The organism is Agrobacterium sp. S7/73 (assembly GCF_019355535.1).
Taxonomy (GTDB): Bacteria; Pseudomonadota; Alphaproteobacteria; order Rhizobiales; family Rhizobiaceae; genus Agrobacterium; species Agrobacterium tumefaciens.
Genome location: NZ_CP072137.1, coordinates 637,564 through 653,072 on the forward strand (window position 1 = coordinate 637,564; position 15,509 = coordinate 653,072).

The following is a 15,509-nucleotide window of genomic DNA, read 5'->3' on the forward strand; positions in this document are numbered from 1 at the left end:
ATTCGCGAGCGATACTTCGGCTGAGAGCGGCACGCGATGTGAGCCTCTCCTTGGGAGCGTCGGCCATGGCTCGGAAGTTTTTCTTCTCCTGACAGCAAGGATTTTTAACTCGCGACCGGAACACCGGCTGTTACGCTTCCCCGCAATTGCGCCGGACCCGCAAGCCGGCAATCCAACAGACCTGAAAGAAAAAGTGGCAGCATGAGCACGAACAAACGCCGGCTCAATCTCAATGTCGGCATCAATACCACCGGATACCTCGCCAATGCCTGGAAATACAGAAGCGGAGACCGGCACGATATCAACGATATCGGCTATTACCGGCGACTGACGGAACTGGCTCACAAAGGCCGGTTCGACGCCGTTTTCCTTTCGGATCACCCGGCATTGCTGACCGACCCGACAAGCCGGCCATTTCACACCATCGATCCGCTCATCCTTTCCACATCGCTTGCCGCACAGGTGCCGGACATCGGGTTCGTGGCGACCGTGTCCTCCACCTATAACTCGCCCTATAATTTTGCGAGACGAACGCAATCCATCGATATCGTCACGGGCGGTCGGCTGATCGTGAACATCGTCTCCTCCTTCAATCCGAACGTCGCCGCCAATTTCGGCAACGACCCGCTGCCGCCGCGCAATGAGCGATATGCCAAGGCCACGGAATTTCTCGATGTCGCGAAAAAGCTCTGGTCGAGCTGGGATCCGCGCCGCGAAGGCGAGATATCGGAAGACCGCTTCTGGGATGCGGCGACGGCCGAGACCATCGATCACGAGGGGCAATATTTTCATGTCAAAGGCCCGCTCAACGTCCCTCGTGGACCGCAGGGGCACCCCGTCATCGCCCAGGCGGGCGCTTCCGAGGGCGGCATCGATCTGGCGGCACGTCATGGCGAGATTATCTATTGCAACATATTGTCCCGTCCCGCCGGCCAGGCCTTTGGCAAAAAGGTCCGTGACCGCGCAGTGTCTTTCGGCCGCGATCCCTCCGGCATCCGCATCGTTCCCGGCCTCGTCGTCATTCTCGGCGAGACGCGCGAGGAAGCGCTGCGCAAACACGAACTCTACAGCGGAACCGGCTCGGAAGACGGTCTTCTGGCACGCTTCGCCAAGGAAAACGGTATCGATCCCCGCGATTTCGATCCCGATGCGAAACTGGATGGCGAGCGCTTCATTCCCGACCAGAACCGGCAATGGGCTGTCGGCATGGGGCTTGGCCTTTCCGAACTGCTGACCCATGAAAAGCTCACCGCCCGCGAGGCCGTGCGGCGCTCGGAGGGGCATCACCGGCTGCTGCTCGGCACAGCGGAAGAGGTGGCGGACGGCATCATCGATCTCTGGCAGGACGGAACGGTTGACGGCTACACATTGCAGCCGCCCCGTGCCCCTGACGATATCGCCGAATTCGTCGAACAAGTCGTGCCGGTGCTGCAAGACCGCGGCGTTTATCCGCGCGAATACGAAGGCACGACCATACGCGAGAGATACGACCTGCCTCAACCAAACTGACGCTGTTCGCCTCGTTCGCCATTCCCACGCTCGGCGCAGGAATGGCGACGTTGTGAACGCACTATTGAGCTGTTGCCACTTTCAAAACCGGCCTTTCGCCGGAAAGCTGCGGCAGCACAGATGCGAAATCCGTCACGATCTGGCGATAATCTTCCGGCTGGAATTCATAGGGCAGTTCCAGACGGAATTCCGAGACAAACGGCAGAACGGGGTCGCGCGACAGCTTCTCCAGAATTTCATCCGTCGTCCCGACAATATCAGGCAGAAAAAGCGTGCGGCGCGCACCATGCGGCGTATGCGTGCGCTTGTCGCGCTCGGCCGCAAACTCCGCATAACGGCGGCGTGTCGAAGGGCTGGCACTGTCCGTCGGTAAAATCACGCGGCCAAGGGCGACGCGCGGCTGGCGCTCATGCGCCCATTCCTGCCGGAACCGGGCAACGAGGGCCGCCTGCGCCGTCAGAAAATCATCGGTATTTTCACCGCTGACGATATTGCCGGTCAGCAGATTGAATCCCGCCTTCCCCGCCCAGCGAGCGGAATTCTGCGATCCGCCGCCATACCACAGCCGGTCGGTCAACCCCTTGGCGAAGGGCCGAAGGCGCGGCACCTGCGCGCCCGCTGCATTGCCCGCCTCCGTTTCGCTGGACAGCGGTTCTGATCTCAAGGCCCTGGCGAGCTTCTCGGCGCGGGCATGGCTGTAATCCGCATCGGGCGCCGTATCGACATAATCCGAAATCAGATGGGCGAAGGGCGGCGCGCCGACAGAGACGCCGACATTCAACCGTCCGTGTGACAGCACATCCACGGTGGCGAGATCTTCCGCCAGCCTGAAAGGGTTTTCATAACCCAGTTGAATGACGGCGGTGCCGAGGCCAATCCGCTTGGTGCGCTGCGACGCCGCCGCGAGAAAGGTGGCGGCCGAGGACACGCCGCGTTCCAGATGGCGCTGGCGGACCCAGGCGCTATCATAACCCAGCGCCTCGCCGGCTTCGAAAAGCTGCAGAGTTTCCTCCAGCCCCTGCGCAGGATCATCATCGTGATAGTTGCCGGGAACCAGAAAAGCAAAATGCGAGATATGGGAAATAGGCATGGTGTGCATCCGGGAATGTTTGTTGAGGCATGATGAAGCTCAGACAGCGCAGGTGCGGCCATCATCCTGTACCGCGCATACCCAAGCAGAATGCACGATGACCGGCATCGCTGGCGCGGCATGGTCTTTTATAGTCCCGGCGATTTTTGAAAGATCGTTGCGCGATTCAGTAGTCTACTAAAATTATAGATTAATCCTCAAGGAGCGGTCGCTTTGTCCCCTCTCCATCCTTTTAAATACGCCGACGTATCGAGCGCCGCGCGAATGCCCTTGATTTTCCTCCCCAACATGTAATACAGATTATCATACATGTTGACAAATAATGCATACATGTATGACATTGCAGCCATCACGAACGCTGCGATACCTGCATGAGGGAGGAATTATGATCATCACCGACGTCGAGGTCCGTGTTTTCCGCACGACGACCCGTCGGCACTCGGACAGTGCCGGTCACGCACATCCGGGTCCGGCGCATCAGGTGGAACAGGCCATGCTGACCATCCGCACGGAAGACGGGCAAGAAGGCCATTCCTTCACAGCGCCGGAAATCGTTCGCCCGCATGTCATCGAAAAATTCGTCAAGAAGGTGCTGATCGGCGAGGATTATCGCGACCGGGAACGCCTTTGGCAGGACCTTGCTCACTGGCAACGCGGCTCGGCGGCGCAGCTGACGGACCGCACGCTGGCGGTGGTGGACTGCGCGCTCTGGGACCTTGCCGGTCGCAGCCTCGGACAACCTGTATACAAGTTGATCGGCGGTTATCGCGACAAGGTGCTCGCCTATGGCTCGATCATGTGCGGGGACGAGCTGGAAGGCGGCCTAGCAACGCCTGAAGACTACGGCCGGTTTGCCGAAACGCTGGTGAAGCGCGGTTACAAGGGCATCAAGCTTCACACCTGGATGCCGCCCGTCAGCTGGGCGCCGGATGTGAAGATGGACCTCAAGGCCTGCGCGGCCGTGCGCGAAGCGGTCGGGCCCGATATCCGCCTGATGATCGACGCCTTTCACTGGTATTCCCGCACCGATGCGCTGGCATTGGGACGTGGCCTTGAAAAGCTCGGCTTCGACTGGATCGAAGAGCCGATGGATGAGCAGTCGCTCTCCTCCTACAAGTGGCTCGCCGACAATCTCGATATTCCCGTCGTCGGCCCGGAAAGTGCTGCTGGCAAGCACTGGCACCGCGCAGAATGGATCAAGGCCGGCGCCTGCGATATTCTTCGCACCGGCGTCAACGACGTCGGCGGCATCACGCCGGCGCTCAAGACCATGCATCTGGCCGAAGCCTTCGGCATGGAATGCGAGGTGCATGGCAATACGGCCATGAACCTGCATGTGGTCGCCGCCACCAAGAATTGCCGCTGGTACGAGCGCGGCCTCCTGCATCCCTTCCTCGAATATGATGACGGCCACGACTATCTGAAGTCTTTGTCCGACCCAATGGACCGCGATGGGTTCGTTCACGTTCCCGACCGACCGGGCCTTGGCGAGGATATCGATTTCGATTTCATCGACAACAACCGGGTGAGATAAGGCTATGAAAACCGTGCTCGCCTTTGGAGACAGCCTCACCTGGGGCGCAGACCCGGCAACGGGTCTCCGCCACCGGCCTGAGCATCGCTGGCCGGAGGTGCTGGAGGCAAAGCTTTCCGGAATGGCGAAGGTTCATGCCGAAGGACTTGGCGGACGCACCACCTGTTATGACGACCATGCCGGCCCGGCCTGCCGCAATGGCGCACGGGCGCTTGAAGTCGCGCTTTCGTGCCACATGCCGCTTGATCTCGTCATCGTCATGCTCGGCACCAACGACATCAAGCCGGTGAATGGCGGTCGCGCGGAAGCCGCCGTTTCGGGCATGCGGCGGCTGGCGCAAATCGTCGAGACCTTCATCTACAAGCCGCGAGATGCAGTGCCTAAGCTTCTGATCGTCGCGCCACCGCCCTGCGTCGCGGGCCCCGCCGGAGAACCGGCGGGCGGCCGCGATATCGGACAATCACTACGGCTTGCGCCGCTCTATCACAAACTCGCCGCCGAACTTGGGCATCACTTCTTTGATGCCGGATCGGTCGCCAGCGCCTCGCCAGTGGATGGCGTGCATCTGGAAGCGCTGGCAACGGCCGCAATCGGCCGGGCGCTCGCCGCTCCGGTCAGAGACATTCTTGGCTGATCACACGAAGCCTGTGGAGGAACAGGCGCGCGGATCGAAACGTGGAAGGCCGTATGAACCGGCCGTATGGGAGGAAAAATGAGACATTTTCTTGCAACCGCAGCCCTCGGTGCACTGCTGATCGGCGCCGTGCCGCTCAGCGTCTTTGCCGAAACGCCGAAGGACCAGCTCATCGTCGCCACGACCATGAGCAATATCCTGACCCTTGATCCAGCCGCCATTACCGGCCGCGAGACGGTGCAGGTTCTGAATAATATCTACGACACGCTGGTCGTGCTTTCGCCCAAAGACCGCAGCGTCCAGCCCCGCCTTGCCGAACGTTGGGAAATCGCCGAGGATCGGAAATCGATCCGCTTCCACCTGCGGGCCGACGCCAAGTTCGCGTCGGGCAACGCCGTGACGGCAAAGGACGTGGCTTGGAGCCTGAAACGTCTGCTCGCCCGCAATCTGGCGCAATCGTCTTTCCTCAAAACGCGCGGTTTCAAGCTGGAGGATGCCGACAAGCTTTTCGTCGCCGAAAACGACCAGACCTTCGTGCTTAATATTCCGAAGCCTGATGATCCCAACCTGCTGCTGATGATCCTTGCACAGAATGGGCCCGGCTCGATCATCGACAGCCAGACGGCGCTTGCCAACGAAAAGGACGGCGATCTCGGTGGCGCGTGGCTGACGCTCAATTCGGCGGGCTCCGGCCCGTTCAAGCTGACCCAGTGGAAATCCAACGAATATATCATTCTCACCCGCAACGACGATTACTGGGGTGAAAAAGCCAAGATGAAGCGCGTCCTGATGCGCCATCTGCCGGAATCGCAATCGCAGCGGCTGATGCTGGAAAAGGGCGATATCGATGTCGCCTATTCCCTGCAGGCGCCGGACCTGAAGTCGCTCGAAGCCGACAAGACCATCGCCATCGAATCCACACCCGGCTCCGGTTTTTATTACCTCAGCGTTTCGATGAAGGACGAGCGCTTTGCGAACAAGAAAGTGCGCGAAGCCCTGCGTTACCTGATCGACTACGACGGTCTCGACAAGGCGGTCATGCCCTATTACGGCAAGCTGCATCAGCGCTCTCTCAGCACCGGTGTGATGGGCGCGCTGCCGGATCAGGGCTACAAGCTCGATATCGCAAAAGCCAAGGCGCTTCTGGCTGAAGCCGGTTATCCAAACGGTTTCAAGACGACGTTGCGCGTGCTCTCGGAAGACCCCTTCATGAAAGCGGCAACGGCCATCCAGAACACACTGGCCCAGGCCGGCATCCAGGCCGAACTGATCAGCGGTTCCGGCGACCAGATTTACGGCGCCATGCGCGAGCGCAACTTCGAACTGCTTCTCGGCCGCGGCGGCGGCGGTCAGCAGCCGCATCCGGACAACAACCTGCGCTCCATCGCCTATAATCCGAACAATGCGGACGACGCCAAGCTCACCAACTATCAGAGCTGGCGCACGAGCTTCTTCGATGAAAAGCTGAACAAGATGATCGAGGAAGCCCTTGTCGAGCGCGACGTGGCGAAACAGACGAAGCTCTACGAGGACCTTCAGGCCTATATGGACGAAATCGTCATGTCCATTCAGCCATTTTCCGAAGTCGTCGACACCGCCGCTTTCCGCAGCGACATCAAGGGTATGATCGTCAGCCCATGGCTCTCGCGCTTTGAAGAGGTGAGCAAGGAGCGGTGATCGGCTGCCATATCTGCGATTAGGAAAAGGCGCGGCTAACCCCGCGCCTTTTTGCTGTAGTGAAGCTCCATTCACCCAAGGTGTTAGGCGCAAGCGAAGCCTCCGCACTCCGTAACGCCGGACGAGATCCGGGGTCTTGTGTGAGCAGCCCAAGCGCAGTTGGCGGCCCGCCCTCCCGCCGTAGCCATCCAAAAAAATTGCCCGGCACTGAAGGCCGGGCGAGGAAGGAGGATTTTATTATTCGTGATGCCCCGGAGGAGGACGATCACGCTTTGGGAGGTGTCATGCGCCTTCATATTCCAGCGAGGCACCGATCAGTTCGCGCGCATAGGGATGTGTCGCGCCATTGCCGGCGATTGCCTCACGCGGCAGGATTTCGGTGATTTCGCCGCGCAGCATCACGGCGAAGCGGTCGCACATGTGGTCGACCACGGCGAGATCGTGCGTCACCATGATATAGGTGAAGCCGCGCTCTTCGCGCAGGCGCTGCAACAGGTTGAGGATTTCGGCCTGCACCGAAACATCGAGCGCCGAGGTCGGCTCGTCGAGCAGAAGCAGCGACGGTTCAAGGATCAGCGCACGCGCAATCGCCACGCGCTGCCGCTGGCCGCCGGAAAGCTGATGCGGGAAGCGGTCCAGGAACGACACGGGCAGACCGACATCCGTAATTACCTTGCGCATGCGCTCTTCACGATCGCCCAGTTTATGGATGGCAAGCGATTCTCCGAGAACGGTGCGCACCGACTGGCGCGGATGCAGTGAACCATAGGGATCCTGAAACACCATCTGCAACGTGCGGCATCGCTCGATCAGCGGCATGTCGCGAACCGACTTTCCATTGATGAGGATTTCGCCGCTCCAGAAATCATTCAGCATCGACACGCAGCGCAACACTGTTGATTTGCCCGAACCGCTTTCACCGACTAGACCGAAACACTCGCCCGGCTCGACGCGAAAGGACACCGAAGGCAGCACTTTCAGCGCCGTGTGGCCGCTGCCGAAGGTGATTGAGAGATCGCGGGTTTCAACGGAAACGGCCATTATACTTTCTCCTCCAGCCATTCGGGGCGGCGATCCAGCACCGCAAGTGGCGCACGCGTGCCGCCAATCCGCGGCTGCGCCGCGAGCAGGCCGCGCGTGTAGGGGTGCTGCGCTTGATCGAGGTCGCGCGCGGCAAGCGTTTCCACCACCCGGCCGGCATACATGATGAGTACCCGGTCGCAGAAATTGCGCACGAGATTGAGGTCGTGGCTGATCATGATGAGACCGATGCCTCTATCCCGAACGAGGCCATCGAGAATATTCAGAACCTGCAGCCGCACCGTCACATCCAGCGCAGAGGTCGGCTCGTCGGCAATGACCAGATCAGGATCGGCAAGCAGCATCATCGCAATCATGACGCGCTGGCCCATGCCACCGGAAATCTCGTGCGGATATTGCTCGTAGACGCGCGCGGCGTCGCGGATTTTGACCGCATCGAGCATGGCGAGCGCCTTTTCCCGGGCTTCCGATTTCGACGCCTTGAAATGGCGCAGATAGGTCTCCGTCACCTGATCGCCGACACGGCGGATGGGATTGAGGGAGAATTTTGGATCCTGAAGGATCATCGACATGCGCCGTCCGCGAACCTTCAGCATCTCCTTCTCGCTGAGCGACAGAAGATCGAGGCCATCAAAATCAAGCTTGTCGGCCGTTATCGTCGCCGATGGCAGGAGGCGCAGCAAGGCCCGGCCGACGGTGGACTTGCCCGAGCCGCTTTCGCCGACAATGCCGAGACGCTCCCGGCCAAGGGTGAAGGAGATGCCGCGCACGGCCTCGGTGGGCGAGCCGCCATAACGGATGCGAAGATTTTCGACGTCGAGGATTGGTTTTTCCATGGCCCTATTTCCGGTTCATCTGCTTCGGATCGAGCGCATCCCGCAGGCCGTCACCCAGAAGGTTGAAGGCGAGGCTGACGGAAAGGATCGCAACGCCGGGGAAAGTGACGAGCCACCAGCTGTCGAGCATGTAACGGCGTCCGGTCGCGATCATCGCGCCCCATTCAGGCAGGGGCGGCTGCGCGCCAAGGCCGAGGAAGCCGAGGCCTGCGGCGGTCAGAATGACGGTCGCCATATTCAGCGTCAGACGGATCAGGACCGAAGGCAGGCACATGGGCATGATCGATTTTATGATGATGCGCAGCGGCGAAGCACCCTGCAGCCTTGCGGCGGCAATGTAGTCCGCCTTGCGGAATGTCATTGCTTCGGCGCGTGCGAGCCGCGCGATCGGCGGCCATGAGGTGAGCGCGATCGCGATGATCGCATTGTTGAGGCTGGGTCCGAGCGCGGCCACGAAGGCGAGCGACAGGATGAGGCTCGGGAACGACAGGAAAATATCCGTGATGCGCATCATCACCGTATCGAACTTGCCGCCGAGATAACCGGAGGCCGTGCCGACCAGCAGACCGACCGGACCGACAATGATCGACACCAGCGAGATGATGGTCAGCGTGATGCGCGCGCCCCACAGAAGGCGACTGTAAATATCGCGTCCAAGCTCGTCCGTGCCGAAGAAATGGCCGTTACCGGGCGGCTGCAGCGTCTTGGCGAGATCCTGCACGTAAGGATCATGCGTCGCAAGCCAGGGCGCGAAAATCGCCGCGATGACGAGAAGCAGCAATATCACCAGGCCGAAGGCCGATGTCGGGCTTTTCAGCAGGAAGACAATGATGTTCTTCAGCGCGTTCAAAGGCACGGGAAGACGCAAGGAAGTTTCAGCACGAGCCGTCATCAGCGGGTCCTCGGATCGAAAAAGCGGTACAGAATGTCGGACAGGAGATTGAGCCCGATGAAGATGACGCCGACGATAAGCACGCAGGTCATCACGGCATTCATGTCGCCGATGATAAGATTGCTGGTGAGATATTGGCCGAAGCCCGGCCAGGCGAAGACGGTCTCGATAAGGACAGCGCCTTCCAGCAGTGAGCCGTAAGCAAGGGCAATGATGGTGACGAGCTGCACGCGGATATTGCCGAAAGCATGCAGCCACACCGTCTGGCGTTGCGACAGGCCTTTGACGCGCGCAGTCGTCACATATTCCTGGCCCAGCTGGTCGAGCATGAAGCTGCGCGTCATGCGGGTGATATAGGCCGACGATGAATAACCAAGCAGAGCGGCGGGCAGGATGAGGTGATTGATGGCCGACCAGAAGACTTCCATATCGCCCGCCAGCAGGCTGTCGATGAGCAGGAAGCCCGTTCGTTCCTCCACGAGGCCGATATAGAACTGGTCCATGCGGCCACCGCCGCCGACAAGCCCGAGATGAGCGTAAAAAACGATCAGCGCAATCATACCGGTCCAGAAAATCGGCATGGAATGGCCGAACAGGCTGAGCACCCGGACCAAATGGTCCTGCCAGCGGTCTTTCTTGACGGCGGCATAAACCCCCATGGGAATCCCGAGGCCGGCACCGATCAGGATCGCGAAGGACGCAAGCTCCATCGTCGCCGGCATGACGCGTATGATATCCTGGATGACGGGCTGGCCCGTGCGGATCGAGGTTCCGAAATCGCCGGTGAACACATCGCCGAGATAATAGATGAATTGTTGCCAGAGCGGACGGTCGAAACCGAGCGCATGGTAAACCTGCTCATAGGTTTCGCGGGTCGCGTCCTCGCCGACGATGGCCCGCACCGGATCAGCGGGCATCAGGCGGCCGATGAAAAAGGTCAGCAGCAGCAATCCGAGCAGCGTGACCGCAATACTTCCGATCTGGCCGGACAGGCCATACAGCGAAAGGCGTCTTTTTGGCATGGTTCCTCCCTTGCCAGAAGTCGATTGCACAAAATAACAAAGGCGCAATCCTGTCTGACAACTATTCGCAAGTTGTCACAGGTGTGGAGAGCTGTCAAGCATATGCCGATAAAATTGGTCCTGCGGCAGGCTTGGAAAATGAGTGAAGCAGGCAACAACGCTGCCTTTCAAGACCGAGATTTCATCCGAAATCCAGCGGTTCTTTGCTTTGCCGGAGAAAGGAATCACACATATTGCCGCGATGACAAAAGCCTGTATTCTTCGCTTCGAACTGCCTGTGGAGATGCCGGTCCGGCACCGGCATATCTCCTGCTTCACCGGGGAGGAAGACATGGCGGAAATGACACTTCTGGCATTTGCGATAGTTGCCTTTATCGGTATTGCCACACCTGGCCCGACGGTTTTGCTGGCGCTTGCGAATGGCTCGCGTTTCGGGGTTCGCCGCGCCTTTACAGGTATGGCCGGCGCGGTGCTGTCAGATTTCGTCCTGATCGGCGCGGTTGCACTGGGATTGGGAGCATTGCTCGCCGCCTCGGAGTTCTGGTTCGGCGTCGTCAAATGGGTCGGCGTTTGTTATCTCGCCTTCCTGGGCGTCATGCTTTTGCGCTCCAGAGGCTCGCTCGATGGCGCTCTTCAATCGGCAGACACTTCCGGGGCCACTTCCGCCCGCTCGATTTTCCTCAAAAGCTTCCTTGTGGCCGTGACCAACCCCAAGGGATATCTGTTCTTTTCGGCTTTCCTGCCGCAATTCATCGATCCGGCAGCACCGCAGATCCAGCAATATGCGGTGCTTGCGCTGGTTTTTGCCGGCATCGATTTCATCGTCATGTTCGGATATGCCCTGCTGGGCTCGCAGGCCGTCAGACTGTTGCGGAAGTCAGGGGCGTTATGGCTCGACCGCATTTGCGGCGGCGCACTTTTGACGCTTGCCGCCTCTCTGGCTTTCTACCGACGGGCGAGCGCTTAACCTGCTGAGAAAGCTGAAATTTCCTAGTTATTCAGCGGCTGTACGGGAGCGCAAAAGCACCTTGTAGCGCTCAAGACTACCGCGCAGATGCGCCGCCATATATTGGCGGGCAGCATCGGCATCGCCTTCGATGATGGCGTCAACGATCTTCGCATGCTCCTCCTGGAGATGAAGATTGTAGTCCTTCGGACGGGAACCGGGCGCCGCCCCCTGTAATTCGCCACGCGGGATGATGCCGGAGCGGATGAGTTGAAGAAACTCGGGGAATCGCCTGTTCTGCGTCGCCTGTGCAATGGCCAGATGGAACTCGAAATCGGCATCCCGCGTCGGCAACCCGGCGGCGAGACAGTCGCCAACGCGCCGATGCGCATCGACAATCGACTCCACCTGCACGGCGGAACGGCGCGATGCCGCAAGCCCGGCGGACTCAACTTCGAAGACGGTGCGCAATTCCAGCAGTTCGATTACCGAGGAGATCCGCCCCACGGCGAGATCATTGAAAGGCACTTCCTTGGCCGGCTTCACCTCAATGGCAAAAACGCCCGCTCCCTTGCGGGCCTCAACGAGACCATCCGCGCGCAGAATGGCGATGGCCTCCCGTACCACGGTGCGGCTGACGGAATATTCGCGTGTCAGCGCGCTCTCACTCGGGAGACGGTCGCCGGGACGGAACACGCCTTCAGACAAATCCCGCCGCAATGCGGAGCTGATTTTCGCCGCGAGCGATATTCCCGGCTTCGTGCTGCTCTCAACGTCCATTCCGGCCCACCTGTTTTAAACTTGTCTGGCATGTTAGCAAACACCCGCCACATTGCAAGGGCCGCGCTTCTCGCACCAAACTCGTTGCGAAGCGGCAATGTCGCAACAGCGGGATTTGCCCTCAGGCGGCCAACATGGCCGAACCGCTGGAAAAGCGGTTTCTGTACTCGCCCGGCGAGAGGCCGAGAATACGGTGAAATACACGACGGAAGGCAGCGGCATCCTCGTATCCCACCGACCAGGCGATCTGGTCTACCGAACGACGGGTGAATTCCAGCAGTTCCCGCGCCTTGCCGACACGAAGATGCTGGACATATTCGATAGGTTTCATACCGGTGGCGGCCTTGAAGCGGCGAAGGAAGGTTCGCTCCTCAAGCCCGGCATGTGCGGCCATATCGGAGACACTGGTCGCCCGCCCGGCGCGCGCCTGCAGCCAGTGCTGTACCTTCAGGATCGGCTCGTCGCCATGCGTCAACCGCGGCGCAAAACTGCTGTAATGTCGCTGCTCCCGACCGGAGGGGTCTATCAGCAGGAATTTACCGGTCTCGATCATCACCGAAGGCCCAAGCAGCCGGTCAACAATGCGCAGACCAAGATCGGTCCATGCCATCAGCCCACCCGCAGTGATGATATCGCCGTCTTCGATGACGATCTTGTCTATCTCCAGGCGGATATCGGGAAAGCGCTCGCGAAACCGTTCTGCAAACAGCCAGTGGGTCGTGGCCGGGCGGCCGGCCAAAAGACCTGTCGCAGCGACGATAAAGGAACCGCCGCAACTGGCGGCCAGCGTCGCGCCCTGCGCATGCCGGTCCAGCAGCCAGCGGGCATAGGGCCCGGCCTCGTCGATTTCGGCTGGCCCGGTCAGCCGGCCGGGTACGACGAAGATATCGGGATGCCCCGGCCTGCCCGGCTCGGTGTCATGACAGCGGGAAAACTCACCGCCCTCACCCATGCTCCAGTGGCTGACGCGCAGTTTCGGCCCACCACGATCCTCTGAGAAGACCGACGCGATGGCAAAAAGATCCGTGATGCCGTGCACCATGGCGACCTGACAGTCCCGGTAGAGAACCAGACCGACTTCCCGCGCACTTCCCGCAACACCCGCCATGCCCCACATCCCCGTTTTGTCAGTTTCGGCTCGTTTTCTGTCAGAAGCGCCAATCCAGCCCCGGCTGTCTCCAGAGTATCTCTATTCCCACGGGACGCAAGCAAACCACCCGCAACAGGAGAGAGAGCCATGACAACGATAGTCACCAGAGACGGAACGCACATCTTCTACAAGGACTGGGGTTCGAAAGACGGCCAGCCCATCATCTTTTCCCACGGCTGGCCGCTCAGTGCCGATGCATGGGACGCGCAGATGGTATTCTTTGCCAATAACGGTTTCCGCACCATCGCCCATGATCGCCGCAGCCACGGCCGCTCCGACCAGGTCTGGCACAACAACACCATGGATCAATATGCTGACGATCTGGCCGAGCTAATCGAACAGCTCGATCTTCACGACATCATTCTCGTCGGCCATTCCACCGGCGGCGGCGAGGTGACGCGCTATACTGGCCGCCATGGTACGGCCCGCGTCGCCAGGATCGCCCTCATCGGCGCAGTACCGCCGCTGATGCTGAAGACGGAAAGCAATGCCATCGGCCTGCCGATCGATGTTTTCGACGGCATCCGCAAGGGTACCTACGACAATCGCAGCCAGTTCTTCAGGGATCTGACCATTCCTTTCTACGGCTATAACCGTGAAGGTGCTGTGATTTCTGAAGGTATTCGCGACGAGTTCTGGCGGCAGGGCATGATGGGCGGCCTCAAGGGCCAGCTCGACAGCATCCGCGCCTTTTCGGAAAGCGATTTCCATCAGGACCTGAAGGCTTTCGACAAGCCAACGCTCGTACTGCACGGCGACGACGACCAGATCGTGCCGATCGGCGCTTCGGCGCTCTCCACGGTCAAGATCGTCAAACATGCGACCCTCAAGGTCTATGAGGGCGCCGACCATGGACTGACACAGACCCATCAGGACCGGTTCAACGCCGACCTTCTTGCTTTCATCAACGCCTGAAACCATCAGACAAAGGAAACACGGGACATGACACAGAATACGTTTCTCATCACCGGCGCGTCCGATGGCATTGGCGCTGTTTATGCCGAGCGCCTGGCAAAACGCGGCCACGATCTTATCCTCGTGGCGCGACGCGCCGAAAAGCTGAAGGCGCTGGCCGAGCGGCTGGAAAAGGATCACCAGATCGCTGTCGAGGTTCTGGCAGCAGACCTTTCACGGGCGGAAGACCTCGAAAGGGTAGAGGCACGGCTGCGCGAGGACCGGCGGATCACCGGTCTCGTCAACAATGCCGGTATTGCCGGAGACGGCGCTATCACGGAACTGGACCCGGCCCATGTCACGACGATGATCAATCTCAATATCCTTGCCGTCACCCGGCTTGCAGCGGCGATCGCACCGCGTCTTGCAGCAGATGGAAAGGGCACGATCATCAATATCACCTCGGTCACGGCCTTGATGCCGGCGGCATTTACCGCCGTTTATCCGGCGACCAAAGCCTTTGTGCTTGCCTTCACCGAGGCGCTGCACGCGCAGCTTTCCCCTTCCGGCGTGCGGGTTCAAGGTGTCCTGCCGGGCATCACCCGCACGGCCATCTGGGAAGAGGAACGTCTCGACGCCATTCCCGCCGCCATGGTCATGGATGCTCACGAGATGGTGGATGCAGCCCTGGCCGGTCTTGATCTGGGCGAGACGCTGACCATTCCTTCCCTGCCGGATACGGCAGACCTTGAAAATTTTCTTGCGGCCCGCGCTGCATTGAGGCCCAATCTATCGCATGCACATGCCGCCAGCCGGTATCGTGCAACCCAAACTGAATAGAGGGAGACGCATCATGATCCTCGGACTGACCATTCCCCAATTCACGACATTGCACGTTGCCTTGAGCCTCATAGGCATTGTAACCGGATTGATCGCCCTGCCCGCTTATGCGGCAGGGCGATGGATGCCGCGCATGATGGCGCTGTTTCTCGTCACCACGCTCGCCACAACGCTCACCGGCTTCCTGTTTCCAATCGGCAACTTCACACCGGCACTCGGCGTCGGCATCATCTCGACCATCATTCTGGCGGTCGCGCTGGTCGCGCTTTACGGATACGGTCTCAATGGCAGGGCGCGAACTGTTTATTCGATCACCGCCACGATGGGCCTTTATCTGAATATGTTTGTGCTGATCGTTCAGTCCTTTCTCAAGGTCGAGGCACTGAACGCACTGGCTCCGAACGGCAACGAACCACCATTCCTTGTCGCTCAACTCGCCCTGCTTATTGCGGCAATCTGTCTTGGCTGGAAAGCGACGCGCCGCAAGCTTTTAGCCTGAAGCCAGCCCCCGCCCACACTCACCTGCGGGCTTCCCGGAAAAGCACACTTGCTCGATCCCCTTCGGGCAAGCTTGTGATTTCGTCGTGAACACAGGAAATCGCCGCCTCTGAAATTTTCTCTTCCGTCTGTTGCCGCCGAACAATATACATTATATGATAACGTA

General features: G+C 59.8%; 15 protein-coding genes. 8 read left to right on the forward strand and 7 right to left on the reverse strand.

The window, feature by feature from the left end; translation table 11 throughout:
• Positions 1 to 201 precede the first annotated feature (201 nt).
• A complete protein-coding gene (locus tag J5276_RS17830) occupies positions 202 to 1,509 on the forward strand; it encodes an NtaA/DmoA family FMN-dependent monooxygenase (RefSeq protein WP_065704290.1) in 1,308 nt (435 codons plus the stop codon).
• 61 nt (positions 1,510 to 1,570) lie between these two features.
• Here the strand turns inward: J5276_RS17830 and J5276_RS17835 are convergent, their stop codons facing one another.
• On the reverse strand, positions 1,571 to 2,599 hold the full coding sequence (locus J5276_RS17835) for an LLM class flavin-dependent oxidoreductase (protein WP_065704527.1): 1,029 nt from the start codon (positions 2,597 to 2,599) through the stop codon (positions 1,571 to 1,573).
• 385 nt (positions 2,600 to 2,984) lie between these two features.
• Here J5276_RS17835 and J5276_RS17840 point away from each other — a divergent pair, with 385 nt between their 5' ends.
• From J5276_RS17840 to J5276_RS17850, 3 genes are all read left to right on the forward strand, one after another.
• Positions 2,985 to 4,133 carry a mandelate racemase family protein gene (locus tag J5276_RS17840; RefSeq protein ID WP_003511150.1) on the forward strand — a complete coding sequence of 383 codons (1,149 nt, stop codon included), beginning with the start codon at positions 2,985 to 2,987 and terminating at the stop codon, positions 4,131 to 4,133.
• 4 nt (positions 4,134 to 4,137) lie between these two features.
• Entirely contained in the window at positions 4,138 to 4,767 is a 630-nt protein-coding gene (locus J5276_RS17845) for an SGNH/GDSL hydrolase family protein (protein ID WP_065704292.1), read from the forward strand.
• A 78-nt stretch (positions 4,768 to 4,845) separates the two neighbouring features.
• Positions 4,846 to 6,444, forward strand: coding sequence for an ABC transporter substrate-binding protein (locus J5276_RS17850; protein WP_025595510.1), 1,599 nt, complete (start codon positions 4,846 to 4,848; stop codon positions 6,442 to 6,444).
• 282 nt (positions 6,445 to 6,726) lie between these two features.
• On the opposite strand, the gene J5276_RS17855 is transcribed toward J5276_RS17850, so the two are convergent.
• The 4 genes from J5276_RS17855 to J5276_RS17870 are packed head-to-tail and all read right to left on the reverse strand — an operon-like array spanning position 6,727 to position 10,235.
• Positions 6,727 to 7,485: an ABC transporter ATP-binding protein gene (locus J5276_RS17855; RefSeq protein WP_003511153.1), complete on the reverse strand. Its 759-nt coding sequence runs from the start codon at positions 7,483 to 7,485 to the stop codon at positions 6,727 to 6,729.
• Positions 7,485 to 8,321 carry an ABC transporter ATP-binding protein gene (locus tag J5276_RS17860; RefSeq protein WP_013761686.1) on the reverse strand — a complete coding sequence of 279 codons (837 nt, stop codon included), beginning with the start codon at positions 8,319 to 8,321 and terminating at the stop codon, positions 7,485 to 7,487. Before J5276_RS17860 ends, J5276_RS17855 begins: the two co-directional genes overlap by 1 nt.
• Positions 8,322 to 8,325: 4 nt before the next feature.
• Positions 8,326 to 9,213: an ABC transporter permease gene (locus J5276_RS17865; RefSeq protein WP_003511156.1), complete on the reverse strand. Its 888-nt coding sequence runs from the start codon at positions 9,211 to 9,213 to the stop codon at positions 8,326 to 8,328.
• A complete protein-coding gene (locus J5276_RS17870; RefSeq protein ID WP_065704295.1) occupies positions 9,213 to 10,235 on the reverse strand; it encodes an ABC transporter permease in 1,023 nt (340 codons plus the stop codon). The genes J5276_RS17865 and J5276_RS17870 overlap by 1 nt, the downstream gene beginning before the upstream one ends.
• Positions 10,236 to 10,566: 331 nt before the next feature.
• Here J5276_RS17870 and J5276_RS17875 point away from each other — a divergent pair, with 331 nt between their 5' ends.
• A complete protein-coding gene (locus tag J5276_RS17875; protein ID WP_065704529.1) occupies positions 10,567 to 11,202 on the forward strand; it encodes a LysE family translocator in 636 nt (211 codons plus the stop codon).
• A 27-nt stretch (positions 11,203 to 11,229) separates the two neighbouring features.
• On the opposite strand, the gene J5276_RS17880 is transcribed toward J5276_RS17875, so the two are convergent.
• Both J5276_RS17880 and J5276_RS17885 read right to left on the reverse strand, forming a co-directional pair.
• Positions 11,230 to 11,961, reverse strand: a complete 732-nt coding sequence (locus tag J5276_RS17880; RefSeq protein WP_003511162.1) for a FadR/GntR family transcriptional regulator — start codon at positions 11,959 to 11,961, stop codon at positions 11,230 to 11,232.
• 121 nt (positions 11,962 to 12,082) lie between these two features.
• The gene (locus J5276_RS17885; protein WP_174012029.1) at positions 12,083 to 13,069 is read right to left on the reverse strand and encodes a GlxA family transcriptional regulator; all 987 of its coding nucleotides are present in this window, start codon (positions 13,067 to 13,069) and stop codon (positions 12,083 to 12,085) included.
• Between the two features lie 129 nt (positions 13,070 to 13,198).
• Between J5276_RS17885 and J5276_RS17890 the strand changes: the two genes are divergently transcribed.
• From J5276_RS17890 to J5276_RS17900, 3 genes are read left to right on the forward strand one after another with little or no spacing between them, the layout of a single operon-like run.
• Positions 13,199 to 14,026, forward strand: coding sequence for an alpha/beta fold hydrolase (locus J5276_RS17890; protein WP_065704297.1), 828 nt, complete (start codon positions 13,199 to 13,201; stop codon positions 14,024 to 14,026).
• A gap of 27 nt (positions 14,027 to 14,053) precedes the next feature.
• Positions 14,054 to 14,845 (forward strand): SDR family oxidoreductase, encoded by a 792-nt coding sequence (locus tag J5276_RS17895; protein WP_065704299.1) that lies wholly within the window; start codon positions 14,054 to 14,056, stop codon positions 14,843 to 14,845.
• Between the two features lie 13 nt (positions 14,846 to 14,858).
• The gene (locus tag J5276_RS17900) at positions 14,859 to 15,344 is read left to right on the forward strand and encodes a hypothetical protein (protein WP_065704301.1); all 486 of its coding nucleotides are present in this window, start codon (positions 14,859 to 14,861) and stop codon (positions 15,342 to 15,344) included.
• The last annotated feature ends 165 nt before the right edge of the window (positions 15,345 to 15,509 follow it).

Excerpts from the sequence above, each read along its gene's own strand:
- J5276_RS17845 (WP_065704292.1), top strand. The coding sequence starts at position 4,138 with ATGAAAACCGTGCTCGCCTTTGGAGACAGCCTCACCTGGGGCGCAGAC.
- J5276_RS17890 (WP_065704297.1), top strand. The coding sequence starts at position 13,199 with ATGACAACGATAGTCACCAGAGACGGAACGCACATCTTCTACAAGGAC.
- J5276_RS17830 (WP_065704290.1), top strand. The coding sequence starts at position 202 with ATGAGCACGAACAAACGCCGGCTCAATCTCAATGTCGGCATCAATACC.
- J5276_RS17885 (WP_174012029.1), bottom strand. The coding sequence starts at position 13,069 with ATGGCGGGTGTTGCGGGAAGTGCGCGGGAAGTCGGTCTGGTTCTCTAC.
- J5276_RS17870 (WP_065704295.1), bottom strand. The coding sequence starts at position 10,235 with ATGCCAAAAAGACGCCTTTCGCTGTATGGCCTGTCCGGCCAGATCGGA.
- J5276_RS17865 (WP_003511156.1), bottom strand. The coding sequence starts at position 9,213 with ATGACGGCTCGTGCTGAAACTTCCTTGCGTCTTCCCGTGCCTTTGAAC.
- J5276_RS17895 (WP_065704299.1), top strand. The coding sequence starts at position 14,054 with ATGACACAGAATACGTTTCTCATCACCGGCGCGTCCGATGGCATTGGC.
- J5276_RS17880 (WP_003511162.1), bottom strand. The coding sequence starts at position 11,961 with ATGGACGTTGAGAGCAGCACGAAGCCGGGAATATCGCTCGCGGCGAAA.
- J5276_RS17875 (WP_065704529.1), top strand. The coding sequence starts at position 10,567 with ATGGCGGAAATGACACTTCTGGCATTTGCGATAGTTGCCTTTATCGGT.
- J5276_RS17860 (WP_013761686.1), bottom strand. The coding sequence starts at position 8,321 with ATGGAAAAACCAATCCTCGACGTCGAAAATCTTCGCATCCGTTATGGC.
- J5276_RS17840 (WP_003511150.1), top strand. The coding sequence starts at position 2,985 with ATGATCATCACCGACGTCGAGGTCCGTGTTTTCCGCACGACGACCCGT.
- J5276_RS17850 (WP_025595510.1), top strand. The coding sequence starts at position 4,846 with ATGAGACATTTTCTTGCAACCGCAGCCCTCGGTGCACTGCTGATCGGC.
- J5276_RS17855 (WP_003511153.1), bottom strand. The coding sequence starts at position 7,485 with ATGGCCGTTTCCGTTGAAACCCGCGATCTCTCAATCACCTTCGGCAGC.
- J5276_RS17900 (WP_065704301.1), top strand. The coding sequence starts at position 14,859 with ATGATCCTCGGACTGACCATTCCCCAATTCACGACATTGCACGTTGCC.
- J5276_RS17835 (WP_065704527.1), bottom strand. The coding sequence starts at position 2,599 with ATGCCTATTTCCCATATCTCGCATTTTGCTTTTCTGGTTCCCGGCAAC.